The sequence below is a fragment of the Marinobacterium marisflavi genome, from assembly GCF_982447095.1.
This window is the reverse complement of record NZ_OZ457898.1, coordinates 973,121-991,850: the sequence shown is the minus strand read 5'-3', so window position 1 is coordinate 991,850 and position 18,730 is coordinate 973,121. Positions and strand designations below refer to the sequence as shown.

Here is an 18,730-nt window from a genome sequence, read left to right as displayed (position 1 = left end):
ACGCGCGTTGAAGCCGGTGCGCATCAGGCAACAACGCCCTATGCAGCCTTTGAGCACTCGGTAAGTCTGGCAGAGCTGGTCAAAGTGCGCACCGAGGAGCTCAACCAAGCGCTGGATGAGATTAAACAGAGTCACAAAGCACTCGAGCAAGCCAACTCTGTTACGGCCCGCGTCAGCCAGCAGATGGAAGACGCTATCGAATCAATCTCCGATGCGTTCGCACTGTTCGACTCCAATCGCCGTCTACTGCGTTACAACCGCCATTTTGAAAAGCTCTGGAGTTCGGTGGGTCACCGACTGAGAGCGGGTGATTATCTCAGTGAACTCGACCGTATAGCGAACCAATCGGGGATGATCAGCGAAACCTACCCCGCCACCGATAACAGTGCCAAAGTGTATCTGCTCGGCGACGGGCGTTGGATACAGATGAGCGAGCGCGCCACCGCCGAAGGTGGACTTGTCGTTCTGTACACCGACATCAGCGAGTTGATTGCTCGTGAAACACGCCAACGCGAGGACGCGCTCGCCCAACAAGCTGAACTGATGAAGCGCACCATCGACAACCTCTCCCAAGGTGTCGTACTAGTCGATGAGCAAGGTAAAGCCAAACTCTGGAATGACCAATTCCTATCACTTACCGGCTTCACCACCGCAGACTTGAAAACCACAGAGGCTTTTAATCTGTTGCTTCGGGATAGGAGCCGAATGAGTGAGCACCATCGCCAAGCAGATCAAACGGACAGAGCAAATAAAGAGAGCGTCTACAAAACAAACCTCGGTCAAATTCTAGAGATCAAAGCACATCCGCTGGATGACGGCAGCTCGGTATTCACCTTCACTGATATTACCGAACGCTACACCTATGAGGAGTCGCTGCGCCAATCCGAGCAGTGGATCCGTCTGATCACCGACAACGTGCCGGCAATGATCGCTTTTGTTGGTAAAGACCGAACCTACAAGTTCACCAATAAGGTCTACGACAGTTGGTTTAATGTACCCACAGGTTCACTGATTGGTCGCCCCATTGCACGCATGCTCAATCGCCTGGGACACAGCACCGATGATCACGTTGAGCTTGCGCTGTCTGGATGGAACCAAACCTTTGAAGTTTGGGAGCGCAACGCCGACGGACAGTTGCGTCGAATCCAGAAGTCCTATGTCGCTAACTTTGATGCACAGGGACAAGCCGACGGTTTCTTTGTGATGAACCGTGACATCACCACAGCTCACCGCCATGCCGAAGAGCTTGAGAGTGCGCGACAAAACCTGGAGCAACGGGTCGAGGCAAGGACAAACGAACTACTCACGCTTAACTCCGCGCTTGAAGATGCCAAAAACGAAGCGGAACAGGCTAACGAATCGAAATCCAAGTTCCTCGCGGCTGTTAGCCACGACCTGCTACAGCCGCTGAATGCTGCAAGGCTCTTTAGCTCCTCGTTGGAGGAGAAACTGACTGGAAGCGACACGCAAACCCTAGCCGGTTCTATCAATACCTCTCTAGACGATGTCGAAAGTCTTCTGCGAACGCTAGTCGATATCTCCAAGCTAGATGCCGGTCTCTTGCAAGCCGAACCTACCGTGTTCCCCGCTAACCAACTGCTAGATAACCTTGCCGCTGAATTCAAGCAAGTTGCGTCATCTCAGAACTTGGAGTTCGAATATCGCGGAGCCAGCACGCTGATCCGTTCAGATTCACAGCTTTTGGCGCGTATCGTGCGAAATCTATTAACCAACGCTGTACGCTATACCGTTGCCGGCAAGGTTGGGCTCAGAGTGCGGTCACGGGGCAATCGCGTGGATATTCAGATCTACGACACGGGCCCGGGAATTACGCGGGATGACCAGAGGGTTATATTCCAGGAGTTTCGTCGTTTAAGTGGCCACCAGCGCAGAAATGATCGCGGTCTCGGCTTAGGACTCGCTATCGTTGAGAAGATATCCAGTGTACTGGATCACCCAATTACGGTGCGTTCAAAAGTAGGCAAGGGCTCAATATTCAGCGTCACGGTGCCCCGTGAAATTCAACACAGCTTCACACCCAAAGCGACAAATATTGAACCGAGCGCCAGCTTTGGGCATGAGCTTGAAGGCAGCTTGTTCTGGTTAATCGATAACGATGAAGCGATCTGTCTAGCGATGCGACTGCTGTTAGAGAATTGGGGAGCTGAGGTTGTTACTGCACGTTCGCTCGATCAACTCTTAGAAAGAGTCGATATCCAGCGTAGCGCTCCGGACGTACTGATTTGCGATTACCACCTTGATGATGGAGAAACAGGAATAGGGGCAGCAGCAGCGATCCTGCCGCGTCTCGAGACTCAGGTACCGGTCCTGATGATAACCGCAAATTACAGCAAAGAGCTGAATAGCGAAGTGCGAGAGCTTGGCTACCACCTGATGAACAAACCGGTGAAGCCGCTACGACTGAAGACGCTCCTGACCCACCTATGCGTACATGCCTAGGGCGTTAGCGCTTCAAATACTCACTAAAATCGATATTACCGGCGTTGAGAACCGCTTGAATGCGGTTATGCACGTTTAACTTACGCAAAATTGCAGATACGTGCGCTTTGACCGTGGTTTCAGCAATTGAGAGGTTGTAGGCGATCTGTTTGTTCGACTCACCCATCGCCATCCGCTCCAAAACTTTCAACTGCCGACGAGTCAGAGATTCGAGCATCTCAGGCGAGATAGACTCATCACGAGCAGCTGGCCGACTGGTTGTCGCCTTTGCGCTTGACGCAGTGCCGTGAATCACATCCGTTGGCAGGTAGACGTTACCCCCCAAAATCTGCTGCAGCGCTTGTGCCATCTGAGTTCTCGGGCTCGACTTAGTGATAAACCCGATCGCACCATAGGTTATCGCCTGTAGCACAACTGATTTCTCCTCTTCAGCCGACACGATGACCGCAGGGACCAGTGGCGACTCGTTACGCATGCGCATCAGGCCATTTAATCCATCCATGCCCGGCATATTTAGATCAAGCAGAATAAGATCGAGATCATCGAGGGCGGCAGCCTGTTCAGCCGCTTCGTCCAGGGATTCGCACTCGATTATCTCCGAACCCTCAAAGGTCGATTGGATGACGCTGCCTATCGCTTCACGAAATAGCGGATGGTCGTCAGCAATTAAGAATTTATACACCGTCTTTTCCTCAACTCTTATTTTTCTTCGATCGATTGCTCTGATCTTTCCAACATCGGTTCTGGGTCTATATCTGTAAGCCGATGACCCGCTTCTAACCAGCCATCCGTTCCCAATCTATACCAATAGATATCTGAGTATCCGCGCCGCACTAAACGCCTAACAGCATTCCACGAGTACCAACAATCAGCTCGGCAAAACACAATAAGCGGGTGACGCTTGTCACCACCGGTTAGACGCTCGAGATTCTGATCGAGATATCCATCCCACAGCGGATTAAGCTCTGCTCGCCCAACATTCGGTAACCAAACCGCTCCCGGTAACGAGTGGTGTGGTTCGGTTTCAACCCAGATACCCATCCAGGTCAGGGGCAGCACATCAAGTAACAGCGCAGTGGGTTCGCTATGCAACAAATGCTCAAGCTGTTTTACACTCAGTGTTCTGGCTCCTTCCACGGTTTCGGGCGTTGGCGAGCGCAACCAAGCGATGCGATACCCCTGCTCGTCAAACAAACGTTCATCGCCCTGAGCAAGAAGGCAAACAAGCAGCAAAGCCACTGAGCCAAGCCCGGCAACCCGCCTCATCCCGCCGCACGACTCGGCTTAAAACTCAGTATGCCAGCCGATAACGCCACCGCTAACGCGACCAAGGTCCAACCTAAGGCCTCTAAATTCAGACTTGCGTAGAGCGCATGCCGCACCAACTCCACTGCGTGGGTAAACGGATTGAACAGACAAATCCAGTAGAGCAGCTCGCTCGACTCCTGCATCTTCCACAATGGGTAGAGTGCCGAGGAGAGGAAGAACATTGGAAATATAACGAAGTTCATCACCCCTGCGAAGTTCTCCAGCTGTTTGATCTGCGTCGACAGGAACAGGCCTATTGCACTGAGAAGCAAGGCGACCAAAAACAGCGCAGGCAGCACCGTAAGGTAGCCAAGCAGAGGCGGTGTGACATCAACGGCTAGAGCAATTATTAGGAACGCATAGACCTGCACCAGAGAGATCAACGACGTTGCTGTCATCTTCGCCACCAGCAAAAACGGCCGTGGCAGAGGGCTGACCAACAAGACTTTCATACTGCCCATTTCCCGGTCATAGACCATCGCGAGACTGCCTTGCATACCGTTGAACAGCAGAATCATGCAGCAAAGACCCGGCGCGATATAGACCTCATAGGTGATGTAGGTCTCGTAGGGCTCGATTATTGCTATACCTAGGGCTGCTCGAAAGCCCGCTGCAAAGACAAGGAGCCAGAGCAGCGGCCTTACCAGAGCACTCAGAAATCGGCTGCGCTGCTGTACGAAACGCAGAAACTCGCGCACTAATATGCCGTTAAATGCTGAGGTGGCGATACGCAGATTCATACCCTCACCTCTTCAAATTGCGTTAATTTGTTAAATGCGGAGACCAAGGTGTCGGTACCAGCATGTTGTTTCAGCTCAGCCGCCTTACCAGAGAACTCCATCGACCCTTTATGCAGCAGATAGATCTGATCCTCATCCTCGATCTCATCCATCAAATGCGTCGCCCAGAGCACAGCGACGTCAGAATCAACGCAACGTTGACGCACAGTCTCCGCCAAGCGTTGGCGCGTATGAGCATCTAGCCCGACCGTGGGTTCATCTAGCAGCAAAACTTTCGGGCGATGAAGCAGCGCTCGTGCCAGCTCAACTCGCCGCCGATGCCCACCATTGAGCGATCTCACCGAGTCCTTGGCTTGTTCGATCAACGCGAACCGCTCAAGCTCCTCCCGAATGCGCTCGCCAGCCTCAGCCGAAGACATACCTCGTAACGCTGCGTGATAGCGCAGATTCTGTTCCACTGTTAGATCGAGATCGAGTGTGCTCTGCTGAAATACAACACCCAGATGTAACAACAATGAAGCTCGACTCTCCTGAAGCGAGCGACCTTCGAAATGAATTTCACCGCGCTGCAGATCGAGCAGCCCAGTTAATAGCCCAAAGAGCGTTGATTTCCCTGCTCCGTTTGGACCCAATAGCATCGTAACCTTGCCAGGCAGTAACTCCAGCGACACACCAGACAAAGCCTTGCGCTTGGCATAGGAGAACTCAACATCGAAGACTTTTAGCGCAGCATCTGTCATTCAAAATATCTCACTCAAGGACGGTTGAGCGTAACGACACCCCAGGGGTAGCGCCCGACTTTAATCGTCTTTATCGCTTTGTGTTTCGCTGTATCGATAACACTAACATCGCCGCTCACTCCGTTGGTGCTGAGCAACAGCGATTCATCGGCGTTGAACTCAAGATGCCACACGCGGCGACCAACTAGAATGTAGTCTTCAACCTCATAGGTTTTAGCGTTAACGACCGCCACATGATTGGCAGGTCCCAAAGCGACATAGGCATACTTACCGTCGCTGCTGAGCTTTACACCTACCGGTTGGACTTTGTCAGGATGTACACCGCGAATCTTGAAGTTGATTTTGTGCATGATGGTCCGCGAAGCCACATCAATAACCGATACGGTTCCGCCAATTTCGGAGCTCGCCCAGAGAATATCCCCCTCTTTGGTGAACTCCACATGACGCGGACGTTGATCAATCAGCGTGTTATCGATGATCACCCAATCCTTGGTGTCTATCCAGTGCACCATATTGGTGGTCTCACTGGTATTTACTGCCACATCGCCCAACGGACTGACCGCCATACCCTCAGGCTCAATCCCTACATCAATCTGCGCCAATACAAGATTCGATTCTGTATCGACCACAGTGACCAGGGCATCGTCCTCGTTAGCAATGTAAAGGTGCTTATCATTTGGATGCAGGGCGAACTGCTCGGGGTCTTCGCCCGAAGGGAGCATCTTGATAATTTCATGTGTGCTCAGGTCCATCACTTGAACCGCATCAGAGTCTGAGGCACAGATATATAGTTTGCTGCGATCTTTACTCAGCGTAATCCCTCGAGGACGCTTACCCACCTCGACCGTTTCAATAACCTCAAAGCTTTCCAAATCAATCACAGAGAGGGTGTTATCTTTTTCGTTAGAGACGTAAGCCACTTCACCGGCGTGCAACACACCCGAAAGTAAAATCAGACTGAGAAGCGTTCTTTTCATTGTTATCTCTCTGGGGTTAATTTAAACGACACTCTGACTCGGGCTCGTCATACCCCAGCGTATCCAACTCATTACGTGGGTGCAAAAAACCCTCTTGCGGTGACATGCTCACCAGCGCTCTGGGGTGAATCAGTGCGATCGGCTGGCGTAGCTGCTGATTCCAACCGCGGTAGCTCAAGGGTCGCCCCTTAAAAGCAGCCAGCTCGAAATCAGCAGAGAGTAGAAAGTTGCGAATAACCGAAGGTTCGGCGGATTGGGTCCTCGTTACTGCCTCAGCAACGGATCGAACCGCGGCCCAAGCTGCGTAGTCTTGTGCGTTCATCCAGCGTCCAGTTAGCTTTTCAAAGCGTGACTGTAACTGTGCTGCGCCCCATTGCTCTACAACTCGATGCCATCCCGTTGTTATCAGGCCTTGAGTGCCTCCCACAGGACGCGGATACCAGGTATTGAAAGGAACATACTCTCCAAAATCCCCCACTTCATCAGCCACGATGACAAAATCATATTCGTCTGTCTGCGTAAACAACGGTAGTTCACGCTGTGCCGCTCGACGAAGATCGGTATCAAAATCCCAGACCAACTCCTCGACAATCTCAACCCCAAAACGTTGACCCGAGCGTTGAACCGCCGCTGCGTAGGCTTGATCCCCGTCTCTCTGGCCGCGGATGAGAAGCACCTCATCCATACGTTTCGCTTTGAGCCACTGCACCAGCGCGTCGCTCAGCATGGCGCGTGACGGATAGGTATGAAACAGGTTAGCGCTGCACTGTTGAAGACGAAGAGCATCATCAGGGTTACTCACGTTAAAGATCAACGCATCAGATGCAAGTGTCGAAGCGATTCTACTCAGAGGAGCCGAGGGAGCGTCGATAATAAAGAGGCGGTCCCCAGCCTCATAGCTGCTCTGAGTTTGCGCGAGCAACTCAGCCTCATCTTCTGTCGATACACTTTTGAGCAGGTATTCCTGCCCCAGGAAACGTCCTGTCGTATTGCTGTCAGCCACTGCCAGTTCAGCACCACGAAGCCCTTGATCCTCCGGAGGCGGCAGGATGTTCGAGAGAACGGGACCCTTGTCGACAATCAGCTCTCCGTAGAAGAACGAGATCTCTGTTTTGGCGCTCGCAGGCATCGAACAGAGAGCCAGGAGCATTAGAATAAATGTTAAACGCATTTCAAGCCTCATATTGTCCACTGAGAGTAAGACATGCGCTTGAGCACAAACATAATGCTTCAGATGAAAAGTAGTAGTACCAAAGTACTAATTTATCCTCAAACCCTTATATTCCGACCAAACTTGGTACTTTGGTACTAGTGTCAGAGCGCCAAAGTACAGTTCTCAGCCGAGGAGCTTTCATGGAGACTCTCCCCATTGCAAATCTAGAGTAATGAGGTTCGAAGTAATGAACAGCGGTATCAAACTGACCAGTCTTGCAACAAGCGCCTTTCTAAGCGCCATCATTAGCACCTCCGCTTGGTCTCACGGCGACGTCACCCCTCAGAACGTTGATGTTTCAAGCCTTCCAGCGCTAGGCGAAGAGTGGACTGATCGCAACCCGTACGGCAAAGAGGATAACGACAACTTCGATCAGGCAGTCTATGACGAGGCAATGCGTGTCGGCGCCTCTGCCTACAACCAGAACTGCGCTCGCTGTCACGGTTTGGAGGCAATCTCCGGTGGTATCGCACCTGACCTCCGCTACCTCGAAGCTGGCTATGATGGCGACGAGTGGTATAAAGAGCGCGTGATCAATGGTGCCGTTCGTGATGGCCGCGTCTACATGCCGAAAATGGCTGATTACATTCCACAAGAGGCACTCTGGGCCATTCGTACCTGGGTCCTGGCACAGCCAACGGACTGATCGCCAATGGCGCGTCTAATTGCACTGCTGCTAGCCATCGCTAGCAGCACAATCGCTCAAGCCCGCTACTACGATGTTGTCATCGAAAGCGGGTTTATTCGTGTTGGCGTCTATAAAGATTTTCCACCCTACTCCTACATCGAAAATGGCGAGCCAGCGGGCATCGACGTGGAGCTCGGCAAAGCGATTGCCGAAAAGCTCGGCGTGCGCTTCGAACCGCACTGGATAATACCTGACGAAAATCTAGAAGATGACCTGCGTAACAACGTTTGGAAGGGCCACTACCTCGATAAATCCGAAGATGGCGCGCACATTCCCAAAAACGTTGCCGATCTGATGATGCGGGTACCCTACGACAAGGAGTACTCATACCGACAAGATATCTCGACCGGCGAATATGTGAATGAGATGGTGGTGATGTTTGGCCCCTATCAACGGGAGACCTGGCAGATAGCCTTTGATAGCTCCAAGATCGATAAAGTCTCCACTATTGCTAAATTTCAGTACCACCCTATAGGAGTCGAAATTGATAGCCTGCCGGATTTTTATCTAACATCTGCATTCAACGGCCGCATGCGCGATAAGACCAAACACTACGCTAAAGCTGAGGACGCCTACGCTGCCCTAGATCGCGGGGAAGTGACGGGCGTTATGTCTATGCGCGCCGAAGCGGACCATTGGCTAAGCCGTGCAAATAACCCTAAGCTTAAGCTCGCTGAGAACGGTTTCCCGATGATCGGTAAACAGAAGTGGGATATCGGCATGGCAATTCGCCAAAGCGACCGACAGCTCGGCAACGAGATCGACTGGATCATGGAGCGAATGATCCTATCGGGAGAGGTCGAGCAACTGTTCAATAAACTCGGACTACAGCATGAACTTCCTGGGCTTTACCAAGAATTGGAGAACTAGAGGAATACAGGGGGCATACAGCCTTCTGTTGTGGCTGCCTGCTGCCGTACTCGCGGCACAGCCCGATCCCCTCGGCTCACCGATGTGGAACTATCTTTACCCTGGCTTTATCGGGGACGGCCCTTACCAGTTTGACAAACGAGTTGTTGTCTCTGCCCCAGAGTTCGCTGAAGACTCTAGCCAGGTGCCAATCACCATCAACGCTCTGGCCTTTAGAGACGATCTACAGAAGATAGTGGTTTGGGCGGACCTCAACCCTATTCAACATATCTTTACCTACTATCCCGACCCAGTCGTCGAGCCGATCATCTCGTTGCGTATCCGGGTACAACAGGGGACACCCGTTCGGGCAGCGGTGCAAACCACCGACGGCCTCTGGCATATCGGGTACACCTTTATCGACGCGACTGGCGGGGGCTGTACAGCTCCCACTCTGGCAGCCGCAAACCCCTACTGGGAGAATCATCTCGGCGAGGTCGAGTCAGCCGAGTTCACGCGTGCCGATACAACCCGCTATCGCTTTCGTGTTATCCATCCCATGGATACTGGGCTAGTCGACGCAGTACCTGAGTTCTACATCGAGCAGCTCGAGATTCGCGACGCCAGCAACACCAAACGCGCCAGTATGGAGCTCTACCCTCCGGTCAGTGAAAATCCAGTATTCACCTTCGATATCAACGATGACAGCCAAGAGTACAGCCTCTGGATGCGGGACAACGGCGGGAATATCTTTGAAACAGAACTTTAAAGAAACGCATAAGTTGCAGTTACTCACCGCAAGCTTTCTTGTCAGCATACTCAGCGTTAACACATCGCATGCTCAAAGTTTTGAGTACCCGATGGAGCCGATACGAGTCGCAGAGGATACCTGGTATCTCGAAGCTGTTCGTGAAAGTTTTACTCCGCAAAACGGCGGCGCCATCGCCAATATCGCTTTTGTTAGAGATGATGATCGCGTTCTTGTTATCGACAGCGGTCCATCAAAGCGATTTGGCGAGCAGTTAAGAAGACTGATCGTCAATACAACGGGGCAAGAGCCTACGGACCTGCTACTGACACATCACCACCCTGACCACTCCCTCGGTAATCAGGCATTTGCCGATATAAACATCTGGGCACTCAAAGAGACTGCATCGCAGCTGAAATCCGAGGGTAATGCTTTCGCAGAGTCTCTTTACCTGATGGTTGGCGACTGGATGCGCGGTACTGAGGTATTAGCGCCGAACAAAATCATTGAAGCCGGTCAAATGTTTAGTGATAGCGAGCGTTTCGACGTGATCGCACTCAAGGGCCATACCGGCGCGGATCTTTTGCTGCTGGATAAAACGAGTCGAGTGCTATTTGCTTCCGATATGGTCTTCTTCCAGCGAGCGCTCGCAACACCCCACACGCCGGGGCTTGATGTCTGGCTAGCCGATATCCACTACCTACGCACACTCCCCTTCGATCAGGTTATACCCGGACACGGCCCTATCAGTAGTAAGAAAGATGCACTTGATCAGATGGAGCATTACCTCAGATGGTTGGATCGACTGTTATCAGAGTCCGCCGCTCAAGGGCTGACTATGAATGAACTGCGCGACACAGAGGTCCCTGCAGAGTTCAGCAGCATAGCACTGACCCGCTATGAACTGACGCGTACCATCGCTCACCTCTACCCCGACTACGAAATCACGGCCTTCTCCAAAAAGTAGTACTACCAAGTAAGTAGGAAACTACTCCACCTGTTTAATTGTCCGTTTAACTAGACACGCGAAGAATAGTGCGCAGTATCCGGAGTTGTGCCGAGTACGAATCAAAATAATTCTAAGGAGCCAGCGATGACTAAATTTGGCCACGCGAAGACCTTTGCGATCAGTGCACTGACCGCAGCCATGCTGACAGCGGGTAGCGCTCAAGCAGCTGTTACTGACCAGGACATCATGAACGATGCGATGACAACGAATGACGTTGTTACTAACGGTATGGGCCACCAGGGCCAGCGTTACAGCCCATTGGACATGATCAATACCGAAACCGTTAAAGATATGCGCCCTGTTTGGGCTTTCTCTTTTGGTGGTGAGAAACAGCGCGGCCAAGAGTCGCAGCCAATGGTGAAAGATGGCGTAATGTACGTTACTGCCTCTTACTCACGCGTATTCGCGGTCGATACAAAAACCGGTGAAGAGCTGTGGGAGTACAACGCACGCCTACCTGACGGCATCATGCCTTGCTGTGACGTAATCAACCGTGGTGTTGCTCTGTACGGCGATCTGGTTATCTTCGGCACACTCGACGCTAAACTCGTAGCGCTAGACCAGAAGACAGGTAAGGTTAAGTGGAAAAAGACCGTTGAAGATTACCAGGCAGGCTACTCGATCACAGCTGCGCCGCTGATCGTAAACGGTAAAGTTATCACCGGCGTATCGGGTGGTGAGTTCGGTATCGTGGGTAAGGTAGAAGCTTACGATGCGATGACCGGCGATCTGGTTTGGACACGCCCAACCGTTGAAGGCCACATGGGCTACATCTGGAAAGATGGCAAGAAGATGGAGAACGGTATCTCCGGTGGCGAAGCGGGCCGCACATGGCCAGGCGACATGTGGAAATCGGGCGGTGCAGCAACTTGGCTCGGCGGTACATACGACGCTGAAACCAACCTGCTGTTCTTCGGTACAGGTAACCCTGCTCCTTGGAACTCTCACCTACGCCCAGGCGATAACCTCTTCTCGGCTTCACGCGTAGCGATCGATCCAGACACTGGTAAGATCTCTTGGCACTTCCAGACAACTCCACACGATGGCTGGGATTACGATGGTGTTAACGAGCTGATCTCGTTCGATCTGAACGAAGGCGGCAAAACTATCAAAGCAGCAGCGACAGCTGACCGTAACGGTTTCATGTACGTCCTGAACCGTGAAAACGGCGACTTTATCCGCGGCTTCCCATTTGTCGATAAGATCACTTGGGCTAAGGGTCTGGATCCAAAGACTGGCCGTCCAATCTACGACGACTCTAACCGTCCAGGTAACCCGGCTGACTCAGCTGACGGCAAGAAAGGTCAGACAATCGTAGCGGCACCATCTTTCCTCGGCGGTAAGAACTGGATGCCAGCGGCGTACAGTAAAGATACTGAACTCTTCTACGTCCCATCGAACGAGTGGGAGATGGATATCTGGAATGAGCCAACCGCATACAAGAAAGGTGCGGCTTACCTCGGTGCAGGTTTCACCATCAAGCCTCTGAGCGACGAGTACATCGGTGTGCTGCGCGCGATGGATCCTAAAACAGGCGAAGTCGTATGGAGCTACAAAAACTACGCACCTCTGTGGGGCGGTGTACTAACCACTGCCGGTAACCTGGTATTCACAGGTACTCCAGAGGGCTACCTCAAAGGCTTCGACGCGAAGACAGGTGAAGAGAAATACAGCTTCAACACCGGTTCAGGCATCGTTGGCTCCCCAATCACTTGGGAAGAGGATGGTGAACAGTACCTGACAGTCGTATCTGGCTGGGGTGGTGCGGTACCTCTGTGGGGTGGTGAAGTCGCTAAACGCGTTAAGCACCTCAACCAGGGTGGCACCGTTTGGACGTTCAAACTGCCTAAATAAGCTCTAGCTTTCGACCCAAAGGACACTGTTTTTTGGGTCGAAAGTACCATATTTAAAACTGCAGATTGCGCTTATATTACGAGTGTATTTGCAAATACAACAAAAAAGAGGATAAGTTATGTGGACTAAACCTGAATACAAAGATCTACGTATCGGCTTCGAAGTAACAATGTACTTCTCAAACCGTTAAGCAATACCCCTCGAGTGCCGACTCCGGCACTCGAATTATTTATACTCTGCGTCACCCCAATTATAAAAACGAGAATAACTATGAAGGTCCATGTTTTGGGCTCGGCGGCCGGTGGTGGTTTTCCGCAGTGGAACTGTAACTGCGTGATGTGCGCAGGCTTCAGAGCCGGCACCATCAACGCCAAATCGCGAACCCAATCCTCGATTGCCATCAGTGAGAATGGCAGCGACTGGATACTGTTCAATACCTCACCTGATATTCGCCAGCAGCTTGCAGATTTTCCAGCGATGCAACCGAATCGAGCGTTGCGCGACACGGGCATCAGCAATATTGTTTTCATGGATGCTCAAATCGACCATACGACGGGTCTGCTGATGCTCCGAGAGGGATGCCCCCACAAGATCTGGTGCACAAGTGCTGTCGAGCAAGAGTTGTCGGAGAATTTCCCGATACTATCGATGTTAAAGCACTGGGATGGTAACGAGATCAATACCATACCCGTTGATGGATACCAGCCGCTCAAGTTTTCGATTCCTGGCTTCGATTCACTAGAGCTCACCGCCATTCCACTTTTGAGCAATGCTCCACCCTACTCGCCCCGTCGTAACAATCCTAACCCCGGCGACAATATAGGCGTGATGGTGAAAGACACAACTTCGGGTAAGTCACTCTTCTATGCGCCTGGCCTTGGCGAGATACAGGAGCATCTGATCCCGTTGATGGCCGATGCCGATCTACTGCTTGTAGATGGCACGGTCTGGCGTAATGATGAGATGCAGCAACGGGGGGTGGGAACACGTTTAGGAACAGAGATGGGGCATTTGCCTCAATCTGGCCCTGGCGGAATGATTGAGCTACTGGACCAATTTTCAAAACCGCGCAAAGTGTTGATACACATAAACAATACTAATCCTATTCTGGATGAGGACTCAGTAGAGCGTGCGGAACTCACCCAGCATGGAATTGAGGTTTCCTATGACGGCATGTCATTTGAAATCTAATCGTTCAGGGTAAAAGGCTATGAAGAAGAACAACAATCTACCCCTAACGCGACAAGAGTTTGAAGATGCACTGCGTGCCAAAGGCGCTCTGTATCACACTGAGCACCCCTATCACCGCGCGATGTATGAGGGGCGCAGCACCCCCGAGCAGATCCGGGGCTGGGTCGCTAACCGCTTTTACTACCAGATTAGCATCCCACTCAAAGATGCGGCCATTATGGCGAACTGCCCGGACCCCGAGGTTCGTCGGCAGTGGGTTCAGCGTATCATCGATCATGATGGCGTCAGCGGCGATGATGGTGGGATAGAGGCTTGGCTTAATCTAGGTGAAGCGGTTGGTTTGACACGTCATGAGATCCTTAGCCAAGAGCATGTACTGCCGGGCGTGCGTTTCGCCGTAGATGCTTACGTTAACTTTGCCCGTCGAGCGAGCTGGCAGGAGGCCGCTAGCTCATCATTGACCGAGCTGTTCGCACCCAAAATCCATCAGAGTCGTTTGGATGCCTGGCCGCAGCACTACCCTTGGATAAAACCCGAGGGGTACAGCTACTTCCGCAAGCGCCTGAGCGAGGCACGTCGAGATGTGAGTCACGGGCTGGATATCACCCTCGATCACTACACAACGCGCGAACAGCAAGATCGCATGCTTGAGATTTTGCAGTTCAAGCTCGACGTACTCTGGAGCATGTTGGATGCCATGACTATGGCGTACGAACTTGACCGAGCGCCCTTCCATACCGTGACTAATGAGCGGGTGTACCACAAGGGGTTATTCCGATGACACACGAAATGAATCAGAAAATACCGGCCCTCAATCCGCACTTTCGTCTTCAGTGGGAGCCGGCTCAAGAGTCGCATGTACTACTCTACCCAGAAGGCATGGTGCAGCTAAATGGTCCTGCAAGTGAGATACTCACGCGCATCGATGGTGTACACTCGGTGGCACAAATAGTCGACCAACTGCAGAAGAACTTCCCTGAAGCGGATGACCTGGCCGATGATGTCGAAGCTTTCTTGGTAGATGCACATGAGCAAAACTGGATCACCCTGTAACGGATCTCCCACCACGCTTGGTACAGGTGCCAAAGTTCCCGGCAGGCCGATGTGGTTGCTCGCCGAACTGACCTATAAGTGTCCGCTGCAGTGCCCCTACTGCTCCAATCCGCTTGATTTTGCCGGCGCAGGTGCTGAGCTCACGACTGAACAGTGGGTAGAGGTTTTCCGTCAGGGACGAGAACTGGGCGCCGTACAGCTTGGATTCTCAGGCGGGGAACCTCTCGTTAGACAAGATCTAGATCAGCTAATCAAAGCCGCCCGCGACCTCGGCTACTACACAAACCTGATTACCTCTGGGGTGGGTCTCAACGAGCGGAAAGTCGCTAGCTTCCGCGAAGCGGGTTTAGACCACATTCAGGTCAGCTTTCAAGCGAGTGATGAGAGCGTTAACTCCATGCTCTCTGGTAGCGAAAAAGCCTTCCAGCAGAAACTGAAAATGGCGCGCGAGGTCAAAGCCCAAGGCTACCCTATGGTGCTAAATTTTGTGACCCATCGTCACAATATTGACCAGATAGACCGCATTATTGAGCTCTGTATCGAACTTGAAGCCGATTTCGTCGAGCTTGCTACTTGCCAATACTACGGCTGGGGCTTTGAAAACCGCGATTGGCTGATGCCCAGCATTGAGCAGCTGCGCTACGCCGAAGAGCGCACCAACATCTGGCGCGAAAAGCTCGCCGCACAGGGCAGCAAACTCAAGCTGATTTTTGTCACGCCCGACTACTATGAGGAGCGCCCTAAACCCTGCATGAACGGCTGGGGGGAGGTATTTTTGACAGTGACTCCAGATGGCACTGCACTGCCCTGCCATTCTGCTCGCATGCTGCCCCTCGAGTTTCCAAACGTCGCCAAACAATCGCTTAAAGAGATCTGGTACGACGACAATGGCTTTAACCATTTTCGTGGTTTTGAGTGGATGAAAGAGCCCTGTCGTAGCTGTGATGAGAAAGAGAAAGACTTTGGTGGCTGTCGCTGCCAGGCCTTCATGCTAACTGGCGATGCAGCGGCTGCGGATCCGGTGTGTTCAAAGTCTCCCGATCATCAGAAGATCCTCGATGCACGGCGTACCAACGAGCAATTAGAGCAGCAGAGCGAGCCAGAGTTCATCTACCGTAATGACAAGAACTCGCGTGTCTTCTTCAAGCAGTAACAACTCTCCTACTAGCGCCGCCCAAGCCTGTGCCCAGCAGAGCGATTTTTCACAGATCGCATATTCGCCAAAAGGTGTGCTAGGTTGGCTGGAGCGCTCTGATAGAACCAATCAGCAGACTCAACTGGTATGCCAAGAGGAAGGTCAATTACGCCAACTCTCAGCCCCCGGGGTAAGCGTCGGAAGTCGCGTACACGAATATGGCGGACGCGCTTGGTGCTGGGGTGCTAACTGCGTCTACTACGTAGAGCAAGCCAGTCAGCAACTTTTTCGCGCTGACCTAGATACCGACAAACTCGAGCAACTCACCGATCACCTTAATCAGCGTTTTATGGAGCCGTTGTGGCACCAACCCACCAACAGCCTGATATTTATTTGGGAGTTGCACTCGGCTATCGAGGTTGAGAACAGGATCGGGCGCCTGGATCTAGAGACCGGTGAGATAGTTACACTGCAGGCCGGCAACGACTTCTATTCGGGGCTGACGCTTAGCCCTCAACAAGATCGACTCGCTTGGGTAACTTGGAATCACCCCAGCCTTCCCTGGACCGATACTCAGATCTATTGCGCAGAACTAACCGACCAGGGCTTAAGTAACACACGCGCTATTCCGCGCGAGCAAGCTGAAAGCGAGTCGATGGTCATGCCCTCCTTCTCAGCCGACGGTCAACTCTGCTTTGTCAGCGATCACAGCGGTTACTGGAGCGTTTATAGCCGAGATGAGTTGTCAAATAGGACGACCCCACTCAGCCGCGAACAGATTGATCACATATCCTCACCTTGGCAGAGTGGTATACGTCAGTACGAGCAGACCTCCGATGCGCTTATGCGCTTCGAATATTCAGCAACCGGTGTCGAGTTATTTATTGGAGAGCAGCGATTAGCTCTGCCCGGATATAACCACTTTCGTGAACTGAGCTACCATCAGGGTCTGCTTGCCGTCATAGCGGCTGGCCCGGCTGAAGCCCTACAACTGCTTGAGATCGATATTATTGGCGCTAGACCGAAACGATTAACGCCCCCCCATAGAGAGGACACTAAACGCACCTGCTTGCCCAAGTTAATCGAATTTGAGGTCAACGGGCACCAAGTACATGGTTACTACTACGCGGCATCCAACACAGTTAACCAACGCACAACGCTTGCTGAGCCTCCCCCATTACTGATAACACTTCACGGCGGGCCGACGTCGTCGACCTACCCGATCTTTAATCTCGCTATCCAGTATTGGTGCAATCAGGGGTTCGCCCTGTTCGATCTTAACTATCGCGGCAGCAGCAACTCTGGCCGCCACTATCGCTTTGCCCTGAAAAAGAGCTGGGGTAAAACCGAAGTTGAGGATATCGAGCACGCCATAAAGCACCTAATCGACCTGGGGCTTGCGCAGGCGGGCAAGGTATTTATTCGAGGACGCAGCTCGGGCGGATTTTCAGCCCTATTGGCGCTAGCCAAATCAGATAAGATTGCCGCAGGAACCTCCTACTTCGGTGTCATGGATCCGGAAACGCTTAAACAGAGCACGCACAAATTCGAATCACACTATCTCGACTGGCTGCTACCAGAGAAAAACTATGACACACCACGCTCTCTTATCGACAAGATTCGATCGCCCGTTTTGTTTCTTCAAGGTATGAGAGATAGCGTTGTAACCCCCGATCAGACTCAACTCATGGTTAATGCACTGGAACAACGTGGCGTGGACGTAACGGCTAAATACTTCAGTGATGAGGGGCACGGTTTCAGAAAGCTGGAAAACCAAATAAGCGCACTCGAGACTGAGCTGGCATTCTACCGTAGAGTTATCGATTCAAATCCCGGCAACGAAACTAGGACCATAGAAGGATAGTTTCTACGCCGAAGTCGTATGGGAATTGCTAGCCAAAACTCTTAACCTAATGGTGCGCAGATTGATGTACTGAGACGCTTCAGCGCTTGGAACTCCTGTCCGTGATTTAACCGAGTCGTGCCTATTTGAGTGGCAGCATTCAGGGGGCATCTTCCTTGACCCCGGCAACGGGGTCTGTTTTCACTTAAATCGCGCCTCACGAGTTAAAAAGACTGAAAATTCAAAGAAATAGGGACTAGTACTAAAGACCCATTTTTTAAGTACGAAAGTATAGTGCGCATCAATAGACAAGCTTAGGTGGTTCGCTTACTTTAAGCGTTGGGAAGCCGTAGGCGCGGGGCATTTTGCATAAATAGTCTCTGCGTTAATCGACCATAGGAATGCGGTGTACCAGAATCGCATTCGTCAAAATAACAAGGAATAACTATGCAAAAGTCTCTGTATATAGATCCTGCCAAGTGTACCGGCTGTCTACAGTGTGAGATGGCGTGTTCGCTCGAAAACACCGGTGTCTACAACCCTTCACAGTCGCGTATCAAAGTTTTCAGCTTTGAAGAAGAGGGCCGCAAGGTGCCTTACACCTGTACGCAGTGTGACGAAGCTTGGTGTATGCAGTCCTGTCCTACAGATGCAATCAAACTCGACAAATTGACGGGCGCCAAGGTTGTGGAAGAGGACACCTGTGTCGGCTGTAAGGTTTGTACTATCTCTTGCCCATTCGGTACCGTTAACTACGTTGCTGAAACCGGAAAGGTTGCGAAATGTGACCTCTGCGGCGGTGATCCGGAGTGTGCGAAAGCTTGTCCTACCGAAGCTATTACTTTCGTAGACAGCAACTGGACTGGCCTGGAGCGCATGCGTGCGTGGGCTGCTAAAGCTAACGACGCTAGTCTGTAAGGAG

At 52.0% G+C, this 18,730-nt stretch carries 19 protein-coding genes; 13 read left to right on the top strand and 6 right to left on the bottom strand.

Features of this window, described 5'->3' with window-relative positions:
• Window positions 1–183: 183 nt before the first annotated feature.
• Window positions 184–2,460: a hybrid sensor histidine kinase/response regulator gene (locus tag AC1WNR_RS04875; protein ID WP_481643406.1), complete on the top strand. Its 2,277-nt coding sequence runs from the start codon at window positions 184–186 to the stop codon at window positions 2,458–2,460.
• Window positions 2,461–2,464: 4 nt separating this feature from the next.
• On the opposite strand, the gene AC1WNR_RS04870 is transcribed toward AC1WNR_RS04875, so the two are convergent.
• Genes AC1WNR_RS04870 through AC1WNR_RS04845 form a run of 6 tightly spaced genes read right to left on the bottom strand, consistent with a single transcriptional unit; the run spans window position 2,465 to window position 7,396 of the window.
• A complete protein-coding gene (locus AC1WNR_RS04870) occupies window positions 2,465–3,142 on the bottom strand; it encodes a response regulator (RefSeq protein ID WP_481643405.1) in 678 nt (225 codons plus the stop codon).
• Between the two features lie 17 nt (window positions 3,143–3,159).
• Entirely contained in the window at window positions 3,160–3,699 is a 540-nt protein-coding gene (locus tag AC1WNR_RS04865; RefSeq protein ID WP_481643404.1) for a rhodanese-like domain-containing protein, read from the bottom strand.
• A 23-nt stretch (window positions 3,700–3,722) separates the two neighbouring features.
• Complete coding sequence (locus AC1WNR_RS04860) at window positions 3,723–4,508, bottom strand: ABC transporter permease (RefSeq protein ID WP_481643403.1); 786 nt, start codon at window positions 4,506–4,508, stop codon at window positions 3,723–3,725.
• Entirely contained in the window at window positions 4,505–5,248 is a 744-nt protein-coding gene (locus AC1WNR_RS04855; RefSeq protein ID WP_481643402.1) for an ATP-binding cassette domain-containing protein, read from the bottom strand. The genes AC1WNR_RS04860 and AC1WNR_RS04855 overlap by 4 nt, the downstream gene beginning before the upstream one ends.
• Window positions 5,249–5,262: 14 nt before the next feature.
• The gene (locus tag AC1WNR_RS04850) at window positions 5,263–6,225 is read right to left on the bottom strand and encodes a YVTN family beta-propeller repeat protein (protein WP_481643401.1); all 963 of its coding nucleotides are present in this window, start codon (window positions 6,223–6,225) and stop codon (window positions 5,263–5,265) included.
• 16 nt (window positions 6,226–6,241) lie between these two features.
• Window positions 6,242–7,396 (bottom strand): ABC transporter substrate-binding protein, encoded by a 1,155-nt coding sequence (locus tag AC1WNR_RS04845; RefSeq protein ID WP_481643400.1) that lies wholly within the window; start codon window positions 7,394–7,396, stop codon window positions 6,242–6,244.
• A gap of 229 nt (window positions 7,397–7,625) precedes the next feature.
• Between AC1WNR_RS04845 and pedF the strand changes: the two genes are divergently transcribed.
• From pedF to AC1WNR_RS04785, 12 genes are all read left to right on the top strand, one after another.
• Window positions 7,626–8,084, top strand: coding sequence for a cytochrome c-550 PedF (pedF, locus tag AC1WNR_RS04840; RefSeq protein WP_481643399.1), 459 nt, complete (start codon window positions 7,626–7,628; stop codon window positions 8,082–8,084).
• Window positions 8,085–8,090: 6 nt separating this feature from the next.
• Complete coding sequence (locus AC1WNR_RS04835; protein ID WP_481643398.1) at window positions 8,091–8,996, top strand: substrate-binding periplasmic protein; 906 nt, start codon at window positions 8,091–8,093, stop codon at window positions 8,994–8,996.
• Window positions 8,959–9,744 (top strand): quinoprotein dehydrogenase-associated SoxYZ-like carrier, encoded by a 786-nt coding sequence (locus AC1WNR_RS04830; RefSeq protein ID WP_481643397.1) that lies wholly within the window; start codon window positions 8,959–8,961, stop codon window positions 9,742–9,744. The genes AC1WNR_RS04835 and AC1WNR_RS04830 overlap by 38 nt, the downstream gene beginning before the upstream one ends.
• 91 nt (window positions 9,745–9,835) lie before the next feature.
• Window positions 9,836–10,690 (top strand): quinoprotein relay system zinc metallohydrolase 1, encoded by an 855-nt coding sequence (locus AC1WNR_RS04825; RefSeq protein ID WP_481643396.1) that lies wholly within the window; start codon window positions 9,836–9,838, stop codon window positions 10,688–10,690.
• A 126-nt stretch (window positions 10,691–10,816) separates the two neighbouring features.
• Entirely contained in the window at window positions 10,817–12,586 is a 1,770-nt protein-coding gene (locus AC1WNR_RS04820; protein WP_481643395.1) for a PQQ-dependent methanol/ethanol family dehydrogenase, read from the top strand.
• 118 nt (window positions 12,587–12,704) lie between these two features.
• Window positions 12,705–12,776, top strand: coding sequence for a pyrroloquinoline quinone precursor peptide PqqA (gene pqqA, locus AC1WNR_RS04815; protein ID WP_481645361.1), 72 nt, complete (start codon window positions 12,705–12,707; stop codon window positions 12,774–12,776).
• A gap of 80 nt (window positions 12,777–12,856) precedes the next feature.
• On the top strand, window positions 12,857–13,777 hold the full coding sequence (pqqB, locus tag AC1WNR_RS04810) for a pyrroloquinoline quinone biosynthesis protein PqqB (protein WP_481643394.1): 921 nt from the start codon (window positions 12,857–12,859) through the stop codon (window positions 13,775–13,777).
• A 19-nt stretch (window positions 13,778–13,796) separates the two neighbouring features.
• Window positions 13,797–14,558 carry a pyrroloquinoline-quinone synthase PqqC gene (gene pqqC / locus AC1WNR_RS04805; RefSeq protein ID WP_481643393.1) on the top strand — a complete coding sequence of 254 codons (762 nt, stop codon included), beginning with the start codon at window positions 13,797–13,799 and terminating at the stop codon, window positions 14,556–14,558.
• A complete protein-coding gene (gene pqqD, locus AC1WNR_RS04800; RefSeq protein ID WP_481643392.1) occupies window positions 14,555–14,830 on the top strand; it encodes a pyrroloquinoline quinone biosynthesis peptide chaperone PqqD in 276 nt (91 codons plus the stop codon). Before pqqC ends, pqqD begins: the two co-directional genes overlap by 4 nt.
• Window positions 14,805–15,983: a pyrroloquinoline quinone biosynthesis protein PqqE gene (gene pqqE / locus AC1WNR_RS04795; RefSeq protein ID WP_481643391.1), complete on the top strand. Its 1,179-nt coding sequence runs from the start codon at window positions 14,805–14,807 to the stop codon at window positions 15,981–15,983. Before pqqD ends, pqqE begins: the two co-directional genes overlap by 26 nt.
• Window positions 15,964–17,829 (top strand): S9 family peptidase, encoded by a 1,866-nt coding sequence (locus AC1WNR_RS04790; protein WP_481643390.1) that lies wholly within the window; start codon window positions 15,964–15,966, stop codon window positions 17,827–17,829. The genes pqqE and AC1WNR_RS04790 overlap by 20 nt, the downstream gene beginning before the upstream one ends.
• 426 nt (window positions 17,830–18,255) lie before the next feature.
• Entirely contained in the window at window positions 18,256–18,726 is a 471-nt protein-coding gene (locus AC1WNR_RS04785) for a 4Fe-4S dicluster domain-containing protein (protein WP_481643389.1), read from the top strand.
• Window positions 18,727–18,730 lie beyond the last annotated feature (4 nt).